The 18,937-nt window shown below is 42.8% G+C and carries 15 protein-coding genes and 1 tRNA gene; 5 read left to right on the top strand and 11 right to left on the bottom strand.

All coding sequences use genetic code 11. The features are described from left to right. Positions 1-462: 462 nt before the first annotated feature. Positions 463-789 (bottom strand): thioredoxin TrxA, encoded by a 327-nt coding sequence (gene trxA, locus PR795_RS05165; protein WP_006662353.1) that lies wholly within the window; start codon positions 787-789, stop codon positions 463-465. 117 nt (positions 790-906) lie between these two features. On the opposite strand from trxA, the gene rhlB reads away from it, so the two are divergent. Beyond that, positions 907-2,193 carry an ATP-dependent RNA helicase RhlB gene (rhlB, locus tag PR795_RS05160; RefSeq protein ID WP_006658212.1) on the top strand — a complete coding sequence of 429 codons (1,287 nt, stop codon included), beginning with the start codon at positions 907-909 and terminating at the stop codon, positions 2,191-2,193. A gap of 11 nt (positions 2,194-2,204) precedes the next feature. Continuing rightward, complete coding sequence (gppA, locus tag PR795_RS05155) at positions 2,205-3,707, top strand: guanosine-5'-triphosphate,3'-diphosphate diphosphatase (protein WP_006658213.1); 1,503 nt, start codon at positions 2,205-2,207, stop codon at positions 3,705-3,707. 38 nt (positions 3,708-3,745) lie between these two features. On the opposite strand, the gene rep is transcribed toward gppA, so the two are convergent. Continuing rightward, on the bottom strand, positions 3,746-5,773 hold the full coding sequence (gene rep / locus PR795_RS05150; RefSeq protein WP_181480367.1) for a DNA helicase Rep: 2,028 nt from the start codon (positions 5,771-5,773) through the stop codon (positions 3,746-3,748). A 293-nt stretch (positions 5,774-6,066) separates the two neighbouring features. Further along, positions 6,067-7,542 carry a ketol-acid reductoisomerase gene (ilvC, locus tag PR795_RS05145; RefSeq protein WP_006658216.1) on the bottom strand — a complete coding sequence of 492 codons (1,476 nt, stop codon included), beginning with the start codon at positions 7,540-7,542 and terminating at the stop codon, positions 6,067-6,069. Positions 7,543-7,736: 194 nt separating this feature from the next. On the opposite strand from ilvC, the gene ilvY reads away from it, so the two are divergent. Next, entirely contained in the window at positions 7,737-8,633 is an 897-nt protein-coding gene (ilvY, locus tag PR795_RS05140) for an HTH-type transcriptional activator IlvY (RefSeq protein ID WP_006658217.1), read from the top strand. On the opposite strand, the gene ilvA is transcribed toward ilvY, so the two are convergent. The 6 genes from ilvA to ilvL all read right to left on the bottom strand — a co-directional run bounded on the left by ilvA (position 8,625) and on the right by ilvL (position 15,196). Continuing rightward, a complete protein-coding gene (ilvA, locus tag PR795_RS05135) occupies positions 8,625-10,199 on the bottom strand; it encodes a threonine ammonia-lyase, biosynthetic (RefSeq protein WP_036963177.1) in 1,575 nt (524 codons plus the stop codon). The genes ilvY and ilvA overlap by 9 nt on opposite strands. Positions 10,200-10,201: 2 nt before the next feature. Next, positions 10,202-12,052, bottom strand: coding sequence for a dihydroxy-acid dehydratase (gene ilvD / locus PR795_RS05130; RefSeq protein ID WP_006662350.1), 1,851 nt, complete (start codon positions 12,050-12,052; stop codon positions 10,202-10,204). Positions 12,053-12,113: 61 nt separating this feature from the next. Further along, the gene (locus PR795_RS05125; protein WP_006658220.1) at positions 12,114-13,043 is read right to left on the bottom strand and encodes a branched-chain amino acid transaminase; all 930 of its coding nucleotides are present in this window, start codon (positions 13,041-13,043) and stop codon (positions 12,114-12,116) included. Positions 13,044-13,055: 12 nt separating this feature from the next. Beyond that, complete coding sequence (gene ilvM, locus PR795_RS05120) at positions 13,056-13,325, bottom strand: acetolactate synthase 2 small subunit (RefSeq protein WP_006658221.1); 270 nt, start codon at positions 13,323-13,325, stop codon at positions 13,056-13,058. Next, positions 13,322-14,968: an acetolactate synthase 2 catalytic subunit gene (ilvG, locus tag PR795_RS05115; RefSeq protein WP_006662349.1), complete on the bottom strand. Its 1,647-nt coding sequence runs from the start codon at positions 14,966-14,968 to the stop codon at positions 13,322-13,324. The genes ilvM and ilvG overlap by 4 nt, the downstream gene beginning before the upstream one ends. A gap of 129 nt (positions 14,969-15,097) precedes the next feature. Next, positions 15,098-15,196, bottom strand: coding sequence for an ilv operon leader peptide (gene ilvL, locus PR795_RS05110; RefSeq protein WP_108478773.1), 99 nt, complete (start codon positions 15,194-15,196; stop codon positions 15,098-15,100). A gap of 481 nt (positions 15,197-15,677) precedes the next feature. Here ilvL and PR795_RS05105 point away from each other — a divergent pair, with 481 nt between their 5' ends. Continuing rightward, on the top strand, positions 15,678-17,204 hold the full coding sequence (locus tag PR795_RS05105) for a YifB family Mg chelatase-like AAA ATPase (protein ID WP_006662348.1): 1,527 nt from the start codon (positions 15,678-15,680) through the stop codon (positions 17,202-17,204). Between the two features lie 94 nt (positions 17,205-17,298). On the opposite strand, the gene PR795_RS05100 is transcribed toward PR795_RS05105, so the two are convergent. Then, positions 17,299-17,637, bottom strand: coding sequence for a DUF413 domain-containing protein (locus PR795_RS05100; RefSeq protein WP_006658224.1), 339 nt, complete (start codon positions 17,635-17,637; stop codon positions 17,299-17,301). A 111-nt stretch (positions 17,638-17,748) separates the two neighbouring features. Here PR795_RS05100 and hdfR point away from each other — a divergent pair, with 111 nt between their 5' ends. Then, positions 17,749-18,579 carry an HTH-type transcriptional regulator HdfR gene (gene hdfR / locus PR795_RS05095; protein ID WP_006658225.1) on the top strand — a complete coding sequence of 277 codons (831 nt, stop codon included), beginning with the start codon at positions 17,749-17,751 and terminating at the stop codon, positions 18,577-18,579. Between the two features lie 277 nt (positions 18,580-18,856). Here hdfR and PR795_RS05090 read toward each other — a convergent pair. Beyond that, positions 18,857-18,932: transfer RNA gene (locus PR795_RS05090), tRNA-Trp, on the bottom strand. Positions 18,933-18,937: the final 5 nt, after the last annotated feature.

Raw genomic sequence — 18,937 nt, 5'->3', positions numbered from 1 at the left:
GTTGATAGATATGGATTCATAACCAACAACAATGCATTAAAATCTGTGCTAGCTACAACTAATATTGCTGTGAAGGTGCTGTGACTAACGAAAGCGTTATTATCATCGAGATGATATGCTGCATATTATTAGAAACGTAATCAATATTAGCAATAGTTTTTTATACATTTTAGGACAACATCTTATCCCTAATACAGACCATTTACCTTATTCAAGACTTAAGTCACAGTGATACAACCATGGATTTATCAACTTTAGATTAGTCATAAGTCACGCTAAAATTGTCACTGAACAGAACTGTAAGCTAGACGGTTAAGAAAAGAGCAAAGGAAAATAAGGTAAATCTTATGGGTACTCTATGAGGAATGCGGATAACTTATCATGCTTAAATGGGGACGTCTAGCGGCTCTCTATATAAAATAAATGCGCCGCTAAACGTTTTGGCTTATATAAAGCTATAACTTACAGATTTTCGTCTAGAAATTCTTTCAGTTGAGTTTTAGATAATGCGCCAACTTTAGTTGCTGCTACACTACCGTTTTTGAATAATAGAAGTGTAGGAATACCACGAATACCAAATTTTGGTGCCGTTGCTGGATTATTATCAATATTCAGTTTTGCGATGGTCACTTTGCCTGTATATTCTTCAGCAACTTCATCCAAAATAGGTGCGATCATTTTACAAGGACCACACCATTCTGCCCAGAAGTCTACCAGAATTGGTGAATTTGCATTTAGAACGTCTGATTCAAAACTCGCATCAGTAATATGTTTAATTTTGTCGCTCATGTTGTACTCCAAAGGATCATTTTTACAGACATAGTGTAACATTAATTGGCGGCAGTATGCTTTATTTCAAAAGATACACTTTCGTAAACCAACCGATAACTGATATTCTAACATACTATGAGTAAAGCACACTTGACAGAAAAGAAGTTTTCCGACTTCGCATTGCACCCAAAAGTCATTGAAGCACTTAACAAAAAAGGCTTCAACTTTTGCACGCCTATTCAGGCGTCTACCCTGCCTTATACTGTCGAAGGCAAAGATGTTGCGGGGCAAGCGCAAACAGGTACAGGTAAAACGTTAGCATTTCTAACGTCTACATTTCATTTTCTCTTAACTCACCCAGCTATTGAAGGGAAAAAAACCAATCAGCCACGTGCGCTGATCATGGCTCCTACTCGCGAATTAGCGGTGCAGATTTATTCCGACGCGAAAGAATTAGCAGAGTACACCGGTTTAAAAATGGGTCTAGCCTATGGTGGTGATGGCTACGACGAACAATTACGCGTATTACAAGACGGCGTTGATATTCTCATCGGAACAACAGGTCGTCTGATTGATTATGCCAAACAAGGTCACGTTGATTTAGCGGCTATCCAAGTTATTGTATTGGATGAAGCGGACCGTATGTATGACCTTGGTTTTATTAAAGATATTCGTTGGTTATTCCGTCGCATGCCTAGCGCAACGGATAGACTAAATTTACTGTTCTCCGCAACACTCTCTTACCGCGTGAGAGAATTAGCATTCGAACAAATGAACAGTCCAGAATATATCGAAGTTGAACCGCTGCAAAAAACAGGTCACCGCATTAAAGAAGAACTGTTTTATCCATCCAATGAAGAAAAAATGCGTCTGCTGCAAACGCTGCTTGAAGAAGAGTGGCCTGAGCGCTGTATTATTTTCGCAAATACCAAGCATCGTTGTGATGATATTTGGGCTCACCTTGCTGCCGACGGTCACCGTGTAGGATTACTCACAGGTGATGTCGCACAGAAAAAACGCCTGCGTATTTTAGAACAGTTCACCCAAGGTCAGATTGATATCTTGGTTGCGACTGACGTTGCCGCTCGCGGACTACACATTCCATCAGTAACTCATGTCTTTAACTATGATTTACCTGACGATTGTGAAGACTATGTACACCGCATCGGACGTACTGGTCGTGCAGGTGAAAGCGGAAACTCCATCAGCTTAGCTTGTGAAGAATACGCACTGAATTTACCTGCAATTGAAGAATATATTCAGCACTCCATCCCTGTCAGTAAATACAACAGTGATGCACTCCTGAGCGACCTACCGGCACCGAAACGCCGCCATCGTCCGCGCCCAAGTGGTCCACGCCGCAATTCAAATGCACCGCGTCGCCATAATGGTCCACGTAATAACCATAAACGTGCAGGCTGAGTAAATACCCTATGCTGAAATCTTCTTCTCTGTATGCTGCTATCGATTTGGGTTCCAACAGCTTTCATATGCTGGTTGTTCGTGAAACCGCCGGTAGCATTCAGATTATTTCTCGGGTTAAACGAAAAGTTCGTCTGGCTGCTGGCTTAGATAAAAATAATATTTTATCTGAGCAAGCCATGGAGCGAGGCTGGCAATGCCTGCGCCTTTTTTCTGAACATCTGCAAGATATTCCTAACTCGCAAATTCGAGTTGTAGCAACCGCAACGTTACGCCTTGCTAAAAATGCCGATGTTTTTATTGAAAAAGCCAGCCAAATCCTCGGTAATCCCGTGAGAGTCATCCAAGGAGAAGAAGAAGCTCGCTTGATTTATCAAGGCGTCGCCCACACGACTGGGGGACCAGAACAACGCTTAGTGGTTGATATTGGCGGCGGTAGCACTGAACTTGTCACCGGTACAGGCGCCAAAGCACAGTTGCTCTATAGCCTTGAAATGGGCTGCGTCACTTGGCTTGAACGTTATTTCAGCGATAGAACGCTGACAGAAGAAAATTTTGCTCAAGCAGAAGCGGCGGCTCAACACGTTGTTGCGCCTATCGCAGATGCGCTTAAAAATCACGGTTGGAAAATTTGCGTCGGCGCATCAGGTACGGTACAAGCAATTCAGGAAATCATGATTGCCCAAGGAATGGATGAACTCATCACCCTCGGGAAATTACAGCAGCTGAAACACAAAGCTATCCAATGTCATAAGTTGGAAGAGCTTGAAATCGAAGGGCTCACTTTTGAACGCGCCCTCGTTTTTCCAAGCGGTTTATCTATTTTGATCGCTATTTTCAAAGCCCTAAATATCGAGAATATGACGCTAGCCGGTGGTGCTCTTCGTGAAGGGCTAGTATATGGCATGCTTGAACTGCCTATTGAGCAAGATATTCGTGCTCGCACACTGCGCAACATTCAACGCCGCTTCCTTGTTGATATCGAGCAAGCTGGTCGAGTACGCCAGCTCGCTGAACACTTTTATCTTCAGGTTGCCAAAGAGTGGGAATTAGATAGCCGTTGCCGCGATTTATTATCCAGCGCTTGTGCATTACATGAAATCGGGCTGAGTGTTGATTTCCGTAAAGGTCCTGAGCATGCGAGTTATTTGATTACTCATCTTGATCTTCCGGGCTTCACCCCTGCGCAAAAACGCTTTCTTGCTGTTCTTCTCAAAAACCAGCAAGGTCAAATTGACCTTTCATCTTTGAGTCAACAAAACGCACTCCCAATTCAGCAAACCTATGCATTGTGTCGTTTATTACGCTTAGCCATTATTTTTGCGAGCCGTAGGCGAGACGATACATTACCAGCATTGCGCCTGAATGCGGACGGTCAAAATTTAACAATTGCTCTGCCATATCGCTGGCTTGCTGAACATCCTCTACGTGCAGAAAATTTACAGCAAGAAGTTCAATGGCAAGGGTATGTAAATTGGCAATTAGCACTAGAAGAACGCAATAGCTCCAATTGATAACACGATGTTCCCACCAGCTCGTGGGAACATACCCGTCATGAATCCGTTTTCTTATTCAATCCTAAACGCGCTTTAATATCAGCCAGAGCAGACTGACCTTTTTGCATTCGCTCCTCGGCAGTCACCACTTTTCGTTGTTGTTCCCACACCAAATCGTCTTGTGGTAATTCCATCAAAAAACGGCTTAATTCAGGGCGGATCAGCTCACCATATTGTCGACGTTCACGGCTATGCGTAAAAAATAATTCTCGCTGCGCTCGCGTGATCCCCACATAAGCTAGACGACGCTCTTCATCAATATTATTTTCGTCAATACTACTTTGGTGAGGTAATAATCCCTCTTCCATCCCTACTAAGAAAACATAAGGAAATTCAAGACCTTTCGACGCATGTAACGTCATCAATTGAACCTGATCTGAATCTTCATCATCTTCCCCACGCTCCATCATATCGCGCAGCGTAAAGCGCGTGACAACCTGATTGAGCGTCATTGGATCATTCAGATCATCCCCTTCAATCATTTCGCTCATCCATGTAAACAATTGATTGACGTTTTTCATTCGCATCTCAGCTGCTTTAGTGCTGGTCGACGTTTCGTATAGCCAGCTCTCATAATCCATTTCTCGCAGTAAATCTCGAACTGCGATCAACGGCTCGCGCTCAGAAGTTTTAACAATGCCATCCATCCAATGGGTAAAACGTTGTAATGCCTCCAAACCTTTACCGGTTAGAGTCTGCTCTAGACCTAAATCAAAGCTGGCTTGATATAAACTTTTTCCGCGCTGATTCGCCCATTCACCCAATTTTTGAATAGTTTTAGGTCCAATTTCTCGACGTGGTGTATTTACGATACGCAAAAAAGCACTATCGTCTTCAGGATTAGTCAGCACGCGTAAATACGCCAACAGATCTTTAATCTCAGGACGAGAAAAAAATGAAGTTCCTCCCGAAATCCGGTAAGGAATTCGGTTTTGCATCAGCATTTTTTCAAAAATTCGTGATTGATGATTACCCCGGTATAAAATCGCATAATCTTTATATTGGGTTTTATTAATGAAGTGGTGAGCAATTAATTCACCAATCACACGTTCCGCTTCATGGTCTTCATTATTGGCTGTCAGCACCTTTAATGGCGCACCATAACCCAGTTCAGAAAATAATTTTTTATCAAATACATGAGGGTTATTCGCGATCAAAATATTTGCCGCTTTCAAGATACGTCCAGATGAACGGTAATTCTGCTCGAGCTTAATCACATTCAGCTTAGGAAAATCTTGGCTGAGTAACACCAAGTTTTGCGGTCTAGCGCCACGCCAGGAATAAATCGATTGGTCATCATCGCCAACGACCGTAAAACGTGCACGCTGCCCCACCAGTAATTTCACCAACTGATACTGACTGGTATTGGTATCTTGATATTCGTCCACCAGCAAATAGCGAATTTTTTGCTGCCAGCGCTCTCTCACTTCTTCATTATGATAAAGCAATAGCGTTGGCTTACTAATTAAGTCATCAAAATCCAGTACATTACAACTTTTTAGATGCAGCTCATAACGGCGATAACACTCGGCAAAATGGTGCTCTTTTTCCGTTTTTGCTTGCCCAATAACTTGCGGTGGAGAAATAAGATCATTTTTCCAATTTGAGATCGCAGAGATCAGCTGTTGAAGAAGATCTTTATCTTCCTCAAGCAGATCAAATGTGAGTTCTTTGAGTAACGCTATTTGGTCTTGGTCATCAAACAAAGAAAAATTGGCTTTGATCCCTAACGCTTTATATTCGCGTTTGATAATTTCCAGTCCCAAAGTATGGAATGTGGAAATGATTAACCCTCGGGCTTCTTTTTTACCTAATGTTTGCCCCACACGCTCTTTCATTTCGCGCGCGGCTTTATTGGTAAATGTCACCGCCGCAATTTGCCGAGGCTGATAACCACAATGGCGGATCAGATGCGCAATTTTATTGGTAATAACCCGTGTTTTACCTGAGCCTGCCCCTGCCAAAACAAGGCACGGACCATCTACATATTCAACTGCCTGTTGCTGGCTAGGATTTAATCGCATGGTTTCTCTGTATCACTTAGTTATTCAAAAAGGAATTCGCTACAGATTGTAGCAGAAACCGACCCAACTCTTGAGCAACGATCCTGCCTATTTATAAAAAAACAAAAAACCGTATGACAAAATGCCATACGGTTTTGATTTAGCGATTTTTCATTCTTATAAAACGTATTTTTCTAAACTATTCGCGTTAGAGGAAGGCCGCAAAGGAGGTTATCCTATGGGGCATACATTAGTATGTGACTTAGGTAACCGAGTGTAGCCAACGCTCCTATCACACGAAGAGTGACGAAAAATTATTGTGCGCTAGAAATCTTCTTCATATCCGTCATATAACCACGCAAAGTCTTACCGATTTTCTCGATAGGGTGGTTACGAATGGCTTCGTTGATATCACGTAATTGCGCATTATCCGTTCCGTTATCTGCAACTGATTTTGCTAAATCACCCGCTTGTAACTTGGTCATAAACTCTTTCAGCATTGGCACGGCTGCAAATGAGAACAGGTAGTTACCATACTCTGCAGTATCTGAAATAACGACGTTCATTTCATATAAACGCTTACGTGCAATAGTGTTCGCAATCAGTGGCAATTCATGCAATGACTCATAGTAAGCCGATTCTTCAAGAATGCCGGCTTCTAACATGGTATCGAACGCCAACTCAACGCCTGCTTTAACCATTGCAACTAACAGAACACCATGATCAAAATATTCTTGCTCAGAAATTTTACCTGCAAACTCAGGGTAGTTTTCAAAGGCAGATTTCCCTGTCTCTTCGCGCCATGTCAGCAAGTTTTTATCATTATTCGCCCAATCTGCCATCATTGTTGATGAAAACTCACCAGAAATAATGTCATCCATATGTTTTTGGAACAGTGGCGCTAAAATAGTCTTCAGTTGTTCCGACAGTGCATAAGCACGGATTTTCGCAGGGTTAGACAGACGATCCATCATCAGGGTGATACCGCCCTGTTTCAGAGCTTCCGTAATGGTTTCCCAACCAAACTGAATTAATTTACCTGCATAGCCTGGCTCAACACCATCTGCAACCATTTTGTCGTAGCTCAGCAACGCGCCAGCTTGCAACATACCGCACAGAATAGTTTGCTCCCCCATCAGGTCAGACTTAACTTCTGCAACGAATGATGATTCCAGAACACCAGCACGGTGACCACCAGTTGCTGCTGCCCATGCTTTAGCAATTGCCATTCCCTCACCTTTCGGATCATTTTCTGGGTGAACAGCAATCAGCGTTGGAACACCGAAACCACGTTTATATTCTTCGCGAACTTCTGTACCTGGACATTTTGGTGCTACCATCACAACAGTGATGTCTTTGCGAATTTCTTCACCCACTTCAACGATGTTAAAACCGTGAGAGTAACCCAGTGCAGCACCTTGCTTCATCATTGGCTGAACAGCACGAACAACCGTAGAGTGTTGTTTGTCTGGAGTTAAGTTAACCACTAAATCCGCTTCAGGGATCAGTTCTTCATAAGTACCAACTTTAAAACCATTTTCTGTCGCTTTACGCCATGATGCACGTTTTTCCTTGATCGCTTCTGGACGCAGAGCATAAGCGATATCTAAGCCAGAATCGCGCATATTCAGACCTTGGTTTAGACCTTGAGCACCACAACCAACAATGACGATTTTTTTACCTTTCAGGTATCCTGCTTCATCCGCAAATTCATCACGATTCATAAAGCGGCATTTACCTAATTGAGCTAACTGCTCACGCAAGTTCAGTGTATTAAAATAATTCGTCATGGTCTTACTCCATTATTCGGTCAGTGTTCTGTTGTGTTCGTATTATCAGGCAAGTTGATTATCGTTACCTGTTGCTCATTATTGAGCAGTTATGTATTCACTATATGCGATGCTTGGCATTGCTTAAATTGATATATTGACAATATAATGTTGCAATATTTGCAACGAAAATCAGCGCGTAACCTGAGGGCAATATGGATATTCGTGATCTACAACTATTTCTGCATCTAGCAGAAAGCTGCCACTTTGGGCGCACGTCCAAAGCCATGCATGTCAGCCCGTCAACATTATCAAGGCAAATTCAGCGCTTGGAAGATCAATTAGGGCATCCACTCTTTATTCGCGATAACCGCTCAGTGAAACTGACCCAAGCGGGAGAACATCTCAAACAGTTTGCTCAACAGACATTATTGCAATATCAGCAGCTAAAACATGCCCTAAACCAACAAAGCCCTTCGTTGAGCGGTGAGCTGCACTTATTCTGCTCAGTCACTGCGGCATATAGCCATTTGCCACAAGTGCTTGATAAGTTCCGCGCATTGCATCCACTAGTCGAAATAAAACTTACAACGGGGGATGCCGCTGATGCCGTTGATAAAGTTGAAACCAAAGAAGCTGATTTAGGCATCGCAGGTAAACCTGAAAAATTACCCGACAATGTACGATTTGCTAAAATTGGTGAAATTCCACTTGTACTCATTGCACCGTCATTACCTTGTGCAGTAAGGAGCATGGTCACCGAAGATGATCCAGACTGGTCCTCAGTTCCCTTCATCCTTCCTGAGCATGGTCCATCCCGTAAACGAATTGAGTTATGGTTTAAGCGTCATCACATCCATAATCCGGTGATTTATGCCACCGTATCGGGTCATGAAGCTATTGTTTCCATGGTAGCGCTAGGCTGTGGGATCGCGTTGATACCCAGCGTTGTCGTCGATAACAGCCCAGAACCTGTGCGTAGCCGTATATCGCAATTAGATAATATTTCGATGGTAGAACCATTTGAGCTAGGCGTTTGCTTACTCAGCAAACGCCTAAGTGAACCATTAGTTAAAGCATTCTGGGAATTGCTCCCTGAACACTCAATCTAACGTTTGTTTGCTACCTTGCGGCGCTAAGAAAAAACGAAAAGAGGGATTTCCCGTTTCATCATGATATTCATACCCTAGTGCATCAAGATGGCGATCAAAACGCACTTCTGGACCGGATAACTCAAATGCTGCCAGCACTCGCCCGTAGTCAGTTCCATGACTACGATAATGGAATAACGTAATATTCCAGTGCGTTCCTAATGTTTCCAAGAACTTTAATAATGCCCCCGGAGATTCAGGAAATTCAAAGCTATACAACTTTTCATCCAATGGCTTCGATGGGCGACCACCAATCATATAGCGCACATGCAGTTTCGCCATTTCATCATCAGACAAATCCGCCACTTCATAATCATTATTTTGTAATTCTTTAATGATATCATGACGTTCTTGCTCGCCACCATTTAACCGAACCCCTACAAAAATACAGGCTCGTTCAGGATCAGCATCCGTATAACGATAATTAAATTCCGTGATCGAACGATTACCTAGCAGCTGGCAAAAACGTAAAAAGCTGCCTTTCTGCTCGGGAATTGTCACCGCAAGCAATGCTTCTCGCTGCTCACCTAATTCACAACGCTCAGAGACATAACGTAAGCCATGGAAATTCATATTCGCGCCAGACAGAATATGTGCCAGCCTTTCGCCCTTAATGTTATGCTGCTGAACATATTTTTTTAGCCCTGCTAGCGCTAGCGCTCCCGACGGCTCAGCAATCGCACGGACATCTTCAAAAATATCTTTCAACGCGGCACAAATCGCATCGCTATCCACGGTGATAACATCGTCAACATATTGTTGGCACAATCTAAATGTTTCATCACCAATACGCTTAACGGCAACACCCTCGGCAAATAAGCCTACACGAGGGAGATCCACTGGATGACCTGCTTCTAATGCCGCTTTTAAACATGCAGCATCTTCCGCCTCTACACCAATGATCTTGATTTCAGGCATAAGCTGTTTGATTAATACCGCTATCCCTGCGATCAATCCACCGCCGCCAACAGGTACGAAAATCCGATCTAAATGTGCATCTTGCTGAAGAAGCTCTAACGCAATCGTTGCCTGCCCTGCGATCACTAATGGATGGTCAAAAGGCGGAACAAAGGTGGAACCTTCACGTTGTGCCATCGCAATCGCGTGAGCTTTAGCTTCATCGAAATTCGCACCAAATAAAATTGCCTCACCACCAAAACTACGCACCGCATCCACTTTGATATCCGCGGTTGCTACTGGCATAACAATTTTCGCATTGATCCCTACACGGTTAGCGGATAATGCGACACCCTGCGCATGATTTCCGGCAGAAGCCGTGACGACACCTTTCGCTTTTTGTTCTTCCGTCAAACCTGCAATCATTGCATAAGCGCCGCGTAGCTTAAAACTATGTACTGGCTGCCTATCTTCACGCTTGACCAAAATTGTATTGCCCATACGTGAAGAAAGTTTATTCATTTCTTGAAGCGGCGTCACCTGAGCGGCTTCATAAACTGGCGCACTTAATGCAGCCTTCAGGTAATCAGCACCCGTCGGTGCTGAAGGTAATGGTTTTGCTGCTGCCACAATTAGCCTCCTAATTTAGACTTATCGCGTACAGCACCTTTATCTGCACTTGTCGCTAAAGAAGCATAAGCACGTAAAGCGAAAGAAACCTCACGCTGACGGTCACGTGGCGTATAGGCTTTATCTCCACGAGCTAATTCTGCTTCATGGCGTTTGGTCAGCTCGCTTTCGTCCACATCCAACTCAATAGTACGGTTTGGAATATTGATGTCGATAATATCTCCATCCTGCACTAAAGCCAGTAACCCACCGCTTGCTGCTTCTGGCGAAATATGTCCGATTGACAAACCGGAGCTTCCACCAGAAAAACGCCCATCAGTGATCAACGCACAGGCTTTTCCTAGTCCCATCGATTTCAAATATGATGTTGGATACAACATCTCTTGCATGCCAGGTCCACCTTTAGGACCTTCATAACGGATCACAACAACGTCACCAGCAACAACTCTTCCGCCTAAAATTGCGTCTACTGCATCATCTTGGCTTTCATACACTTTTGCAGGTCCACGGAAAATTAAGCTACCTTCATCAACACCTGCGGTTTTTACAATGCAGCCATCCTCGGCGATGTTGCCGGCAAGAACTGCCAAACCACCATCCAAGCTATAAGCGTGTTCAAGATTACGGATGCAACCATTTTCACGGTCAGTATCCAGTGATGGCCAACGGCAATTCTGAGAAAAAGCTTGAGTGGTACGAATACCTGCAGGACCTGCGGAAAACATGGATTTTACAGACTCATCCTTCGTCAGCATGACATCATACTGTGCCAGCATTTCGGGTAATGAAAGCCCTAAAATATTCGTTACATTTTCTTGTAATAGACCCGCACGACTCAATTCACCAAGAATACCAATCACGCCACCAGCACGATGCACATCTTCCATATGGTATTTCTGAGTACTTGGTGCCACTTTACATAAGTGAGGAACTTGTCGAGATAAGCGGTCAATATCATCCATCGTAAAATCAACTTCTGCTTCTTGTGCCGCCGCCAATAAATGCAGAACTGTATTTGTTGAACCTCCCATCGCAATATCCAGCGTCATGGCATTTTCAAATGCCGCTTTATTCGCAATATTACGTGGCAGTGCGCTTTCATCGTCTTGTTCGTAATAACGTTTTGTCAGCTCAACAATGCGTTTCCCTGCATTAATAAATAATGTCTTACGGTCCGCATGGGTAGCTAATAATGAGCCATTACCAGGCTGGGAAAGACCCAACGCTTCCGTTAAACAGTTCATCGAGTTCGCAGTAAACATACCGGAACATGACCCACATGTCGGGCATGCGGAACGCTCAATTTTTTCACTATCTTCATCACTGACATTCGGGTTTGCCCCTTGGATCATCGCATCCACAAGGTCAAGTTTGATAATCTGATCTGAAAGCTTGGTTTTCCCTGCTTCCATTGGTCCACCAGAAACGAAGATGACAGGAATGTTCAAACGCAAAGATGCCATCAACATACCTGGGGTAATTTTGTCGCAGTTGGAGATACACACCATCGCATCCGCACAGTGCGCATTGACCATATATTCTACTGAATCAGCAATCAGCTCACGAGAAGGTAAGGAATACAGCATGCCGCCATGCCCCATCGCAATCCCATCATCCACAGCAATAGTGTTAAACTCTTTCGCGACGCCGCCCGCTTGTTCTATTTGTTCTGCGACGAGTTTACCTAAATCACGTAAATGTACATGACCCGGAACAAACTGAGTAAATGAGTTTACAACGGCAATAATTGGCTTACCAAAATCATCATCGGTCATACCTGTCGCGCGCCATAATGCTCGCGCACCTGCCATATTACGGCCATGAGTGGTTGTTGCTGAACGGTACTTAGGCATATCTTAACTCCCGAGTTTTAAAACAGGCGGGGAACGACCGCCTGTAATTTATAGTATTTAATTATTGAGGGTTTACTGGATCTAACCAGCCCCATTTATCTTCTGTTGTACCGTTAAATAAACCAAAGAATGCTTGCTGAATTTTCTTCGTCACAGGACCACAACGACCGATACCAACTTGGATACCATCAACACTGCGAACTGGAGTGATTTCAGCAGCTGTTCCTGTCATAAAGACTTCATCCGCTAAGTACAGAGATTCACGAGACAGCGTTTGTTCACGCACTTCGATTCCCATATCTTTCGCCAATGTCAAAATGGCATCGCGGGTAATCCCCGGTAATGCAGATGAAGTAAATGGAGGCGTATACAGAATGCCATCTTTTACTTCAAAAATATTTTCACCTGCCCCTTCGGACAGATAACCATGAACATCTAATGCAATCCCTTCTTGGTAGCCATGGCGACGAGCTTCACTCCCAACCAGTAATGAGGATAGGTAGTTACCACCTGCTTTTGCACCAGTAGGGATAGTATTTGGTGCCACACGATTCCATGAGGAAACCATCGCATCAATACCTTGGTCTAATGCTTCTTCACCTAAATAAGCCCCCCATGGAAATGCAGCCAAAATAACATCTGTACTGTAACCATCTGGTGGGTTAACACCCATACCTACATCACCAATGAAAACTAATGGACGAATGTACGCACTGACTAAATTATTTTTACGCAAGGTTGCACGGCAAGCTTCCATTAACTCATCGACGCTATAGCTGACTGGCATACGGTAAATTTTTGCTGAATCATGTAAACGCTGCATGTGCTCACGATGACGGAAAACAACAGGACCTTTGTGAGAGTCATAGCAACGAACGCCTTCGAATACGGAAGTCCCGTAGTGCAGAGCATGAGACATAACATGAACTTTTGCATCTGCCCATGGAGTCATTTCACCGTTAAACCAAATAAAGTCAGCTTTCTTAGTCATTTTATTTATTCCTTACATTGCACTCTGTGTGCGTAATAGTCGTGATTCTTGTTGTTTTATTTCAACTTCCGTGATGTCAGCGAGCTTCGTTAACTGCGCACATAGCTGCGTTAACGGTCTTTGGCTACTGACAGTTAATTCAATACTTACATTATCACTATCTGATAATTGATCCACATTCATAGAACTAATCCGAAATCCACGATGGCGAGTCACGCGCAAAATACGCTCTAAAACCTCGGGACGGAAACGGGCTAATATCGAGAGTTGGTGCTGCATCATAAAGGTTTCTCCATCATTTTTTCGTTGCTAGCCCCAGGTGGAACCAATGGCCAGACATTTTCTAATTCATTAATTGATACCTGTAATAAAAACGCGCCATCACTTGTCAGTAATTCATCCAGTGCGGCATCCACTTCAGACTTGCATGTAATACGACGACCTTGAATACCAAAGGCACTTGCTAAGGCAACAAAGTCTGGGTTGTCAGTTAAAATAGTTTCACTGTAACGCTGTTCAAAAAACAGCTCTTGCCATTGGCGTACCATTCCTAATCGTTGGTTATCTAACAATAAAATCTTAACAGGCAGCTGCTTACGCTTGATGGTACCCAGCTCTTGAACATTCATCATGAAGGAACCATCGCCGGATACGCAAACAACCGTATCTTCAGGGCGAGCTACTTGAGCTCCTACTGCCGCAGGGATTCCAAAGCCCATTGTCCCTAGCCCGCTGGAAGTCAAAAAGTTCTCTGGTCCATCAACTGCGATATGTTGAGCTGACCACATCTGGTGCTGACCAACATCTGTTGTAACGATAGTGTTCGGCTTCATTTTGTCTGATAGCTGCTTCAGTAATAATGGCGCATAGATAGGTTCCCCTGGATGGTCGTAGCGCCATTCAAACTCTTGTTTTAGTTGCTGAATCTCTTGCTGCCAATCCGTAATATCTTTCACTACCATCAATTGAGGTAACAACGCTTTCGCATCTCCCAATAACGCCACATGGGTTTGGCGTAATTTATCCAATTCAACATGGTCAATATCGATATGAATAACCTTAGCATTAGGTGCAAAAGTGTTTAATTTTCCTGTTACTCTGTCGTCAAAACGCGCACCAACCGCGATTAATAAATCACAACGTTGCACCGAAATATTGGCAGCTTTCGTACCATGCATCCCCAACATACCGAGGTAATTTTTATCCGATGGCTTCACTGCACCTAGGCCTTTCAATGTCACAACTGAAGGGATCCCTGTTTTCTCGATAAACGATCTCAGCTCAGTTACAGCCCCTGACATTCCAACCCCACCACCAATGTATAACATCGGTTTTTCTGACTGCTCCATCAGCTCTCTTGCTTGCTTAATTGCAGCATCTGACGTGGATTCTTGCTGATCAACAGGCATTAAATAAGGGGCTAAATCTGCGTGTTGCAGCTGAATATCTTTCGGAATATCAATCAGTACAGGTCCAGGACGTCCACTATTTGCGATTGCGAAAGCTTCAGCAAGGATACGAGGTAAATCGTCGATCGACTCCACTAAAAAACTGTGTTTTGTACAAGCAAGAGATAAGCCTAAAACATCGATTTCCTGAAACGCATCTGTGCCAATAAACGCAGATGCAACTTGGCCGGTGATTGCAACGACGGGCACAGAATCCAACAACGCATCCGCTAATCCTGTAATAACGTTTGTTGCTCCCGGACCAGATGTTGCAATACAAACCCCCGTTTTTCCTGTTGAACGGGCATAGCCAATGGCAGCAATGACTGCGCCCTGTTCATGCCGACACAGTAAATGTTCAACACCACCATCGTACAGAGCATCATACACTGGCATGATAGCCCCGCCGGGATACCCAAAAACTGTATCAACACCCTGTGTTCTTAATGCCTGCACTAACCACTGTGCTCCGTTCATTCTCATCTCCTGTCTATCATCTATACATTTGTATTTATTGTTTTTTTCTTATTTTTGTTGGTTTGCTAGAATTTTATGTCAAAAAAAACCCCGCGCCTTTCGGTGCGGGGTTCTCGTAAGATTTAGCTATTATTTCAGCTTTCGTCGTCCAAGTGCAGCCCCGCACGGTGGGATAATAATCACCACCACGCTAATAATTAGGCTAATCACTTGGATGAATTTGTTCATGAGTTTAATCTTTTCAACTTTAATCGTTATCTTTATTAAAGAGTTATCATTTTAAAATTACTTTGACAACCGTTATTTACTTTTTTGATGATTAAAATTTTAATTCTATTTAAATTCAATAGATTAAAAACAATTCAGATTAAACCACTACTTTTTATGCAGAGATATAGCTAATAGTCATAACATCCACCCATGATACAGCTAAATTCTCTAGTGAAAATTCACCCAAAAACAATTAATTAAACCTAACTAAAAAGTTAATCTTACTTAAGTAATTTCCTGTCAAAGCTATTCTCACCCAAAAGAAAAAGTGTGTATAACCACTAAAAATAAAGGCTACAAAGCCCTTTGAGAAAAAATGTAACACCTCTGCAATTAAACAATTTAATTATCGAGTCGCTTCGCAAATATCAAAGTAAGGACAAGAAAAAAAATCGAATTGCTTTCAGCATATTATGCTAGTAAATAAAGAGGGCGGTTTATGACATTAGCTATTGTTTATACGAGAGCATCAATTGGGTTAGATGCTCCATTAGTCACTGTTGAAGCACATATTAGTAATGGACTTCCGGGATTAACTTTAGTGGGGTTACCCGAAACAGCGGTCAAAGAAGCTAGAGATAGAGTACGCAGCGCTCTAGTAAATAGTGGATTTGAATATCCAGTGAAAAAGATGACTGTAAATTTAGCACCAGCTGATTTACCTAAAGAAAGTGGTCGTTATGATCTAGCTATTGCTGTCGCCATACTTGCCGCATCAGGACAAGTACCGCACCAACTATTAGAACTGCATGAATTTCTTGGTGAATTAGCACTTTCAGGTGATATACGTTATGTGAATGGTGGGATCCCTGCTGCTCAAGCGGCTATTACGCAAAATAGGCGGCTGATCCTTTCTCAAGATAACCAACATCAGCTCAGTTTATTGGCAGATAACAGCGTTAATTTTGCAACATCCTTACTTCAACTTTGCCATTACCTACACAAAAAAAATACGTTACCTAATAACCAACAAATTACTCAAAATCCAAGTCCACAAAATCATCAGAATGATATTGGTGATATCATCGGGCAAGAACAAGGAAAACGTGCATTAGAAATCTGTGCAGCAGGCGGGCACAATTTGTTACTACTTGGTCCACCAGGAACAGGTAAAACTATGCTAGCTAGCAGGCTAATGACTTTATTACCCTCTTTAACCCCCCAAGAAGCCCTTGAAGTTACTGCATTACATAGCCTGAACCAAACAATCAAAATTGAAAATCAATGGCCTACGAGACCATTCAGATGTCCTCATCATAATACATCGGTCACTGCTTTGATTGGGGGAGGATCATTGCCCAAACCAGGAGAAATCTCGCTCGCTCATCATGGTATTCTATTCCTAGATGAACTACCAGAATTCGCACGTTCTGTATTAGATGCCCTACGAGAACCTTTAGAATCCCATCAAGTTATTATCTCAAGAGCTAAAGCTAAAGTTTGTTTTCCTGCTAGTTTTCAATTAATTGCTGCTCTTAATCCTAGTCCTACAGGTCACTATCAAGGCGAAATGAGCCGCTCCTCTCCCGCAAAAATTTTACGATATTTATCAAAGGTTTCAGGCCCATTTCTAGATAGATTCGACCTTTCAATTGAAATTCCACTACTTCCTTTGGGAACACTCAGCCAGCAAACTAGCCAAGGAGAAAATAGTGAGCAAATTCGATTGCGCGTCATTGAAGCTCGAAAACAGCAAATTGAAAGAGCTGGCAAAATCAATAGCCTACTGACTCCCAGAGAAACAACAAAAATCTGCCAACTCACCACTGAAGATGCTCTATTCTTAGAGAATGCACTGAATAAACTTGGGCTGTCTATCCGAGCTTGGCATCGAATCCTCAGAGTTTCACGAACAATTGCAGATTTGGGTTCTTCACAAAAGATACATAGAGAGCATTTATTAGAAGCACTAGGATATCGAGCTATGGATAAGTTATTGCTTCATTTGCAAAAACAAGTAAGCTGAGGGCATTAAGAGGGTGTTTATAACACTGCATAAAACAAAAGGGACCTAAGTCCCTATTTGTTTTAACGCTTATATTGTTCTAATACTAATGAAATTAATCATCCGTATCGGTATAGTCTTCCGATGGGTCTATCTGTGGTTTGCCACCTGATAGTGTATGGAAGCGCTTTGGACGATTGATTCGACTAGAATATTTCACCCATACCTTTTCTTCAGGGGTTACAGGTTCGCGCTCTCCACGGCAAACAGCGACGAATAATTCTTCTTCTTCTGTTTGCGCTGCGCGTTTTCCTGTATCAAGCTCATTGAAAGCTTGGCCATGACGTTCTAGCAACTGAGCTTCTTTAATGGTGAAATCACCATGACGAGAAAAGCCACGTGGGTAATGTTTATTATCAAAAAAACGATTAGTCGTGATGAAGCTATCTGCCATCTGACACACTCCTAACTGATTACGGTCAACTCTATATGGCGCGGAGTATTAGACAGCATTGACAATCTGTAAAACAAAACATTTAAATCATCACGACAAAAATTATTGGAGATGCGTGTGGACAGCGAGTTATTAAGAACTTTTTTAGAAGTCAGTAGAACCAGACACTTCGGCAGAGCCGCAGAATCTCTCTACTTAACGCAGTCTGCCGTTAGCTTTCGTATCAGACAGTTAGAAACACAATTAGGCACCAGCCTATTTACAAGGCACCGGAATAATATTCGTTTGACTGCAGCGGGGGAACGTTTAGTCCCTTATGCTGAATCATTAATGAATACATGGCTTCAGGCTAAAAAAGAGATCTCACACGCATCCCAACACACAGAACTTTCTATTGGTGCAACAGCATCCCTGTGGGAAAGCTATCTGACAAATTGGCTTGAAGTGCTATACAACCAGCATGATGAGCTGAGATTAGAAGCTCGAGTGTCAACACGCCAATCCCTCGTAAAGCAGTTACACTCCCGAGAATTAGATTTATTGATTGCAATTGAGCCACCAAAAATGGATGAGCTTGAAAGTACCATCATCGGCTCAATTCAACTCCAGCTAATGGCATCACAAAAGAATATCGCACTGACTCAGTATAATTTTATCAAATTGGAATGGGGGGCTGATTTTCATCCCAAAAACGAGCCAGCTCTACTCCAAGATGACACCCCTGTCATGATTACGACATCCGCTGAGATTACACGCCAATTATTGCCTGTATCGCTTTCTGCGGCATTTTTACCTACTCATTGGCTCCAACATTATCCAACATTAAAAACGCTCTCAGATAACGTTATTACTAAGCCTTTATATGCCATTTGGCTGAAGAAAAATGATCAGCAAATTCTAATTAATCAACTTATTAAAACACCAATACCAAACACACAATAAGCATTGATAGATATAACAATTGGGCGAAATATCGCCCTTTTTTATTGCAAAACATAGGTAGTTAATTGAAATATTAGATACTAGATGAACATGAAAAAAGAGTTTGGGAGTTTGGGAGTTTGGGAGTTTGGGAGTTTGGGAGTTTGGGAGTTTGGGAGTTTGGGAGTTTGGGAGTTTGGGAGTTTAAGCTAAAAATCAGATGCTACAAAAAGAAAAACCCGATTAATATAATCGGGTTATCAATAGATACTTCTTTTATTATTACTTAATTGGTAACTGGCAGGGGCGGAGAGACTCGAACTCCCAACACCCGGTTTTGGAGACCGGTGCTCTACCAATTGAACTACGCCCCTAAATT

Origin of the sequence: Providencia sp. PROV209, from assembly GCF_028479485.1 — a bacterium.
GTDB lineage: Bacteria > Pseudomonadota > Gammaproteobacteria > Enterobacterales > Enterobacteriaceae > Providencia > Providencia alcalifaciens.
The sequence above is the reverse complement of the archived record's forward strand: the minus strand, read 5'-3'. Positions and strand labels throughout refer to the sequence as shown.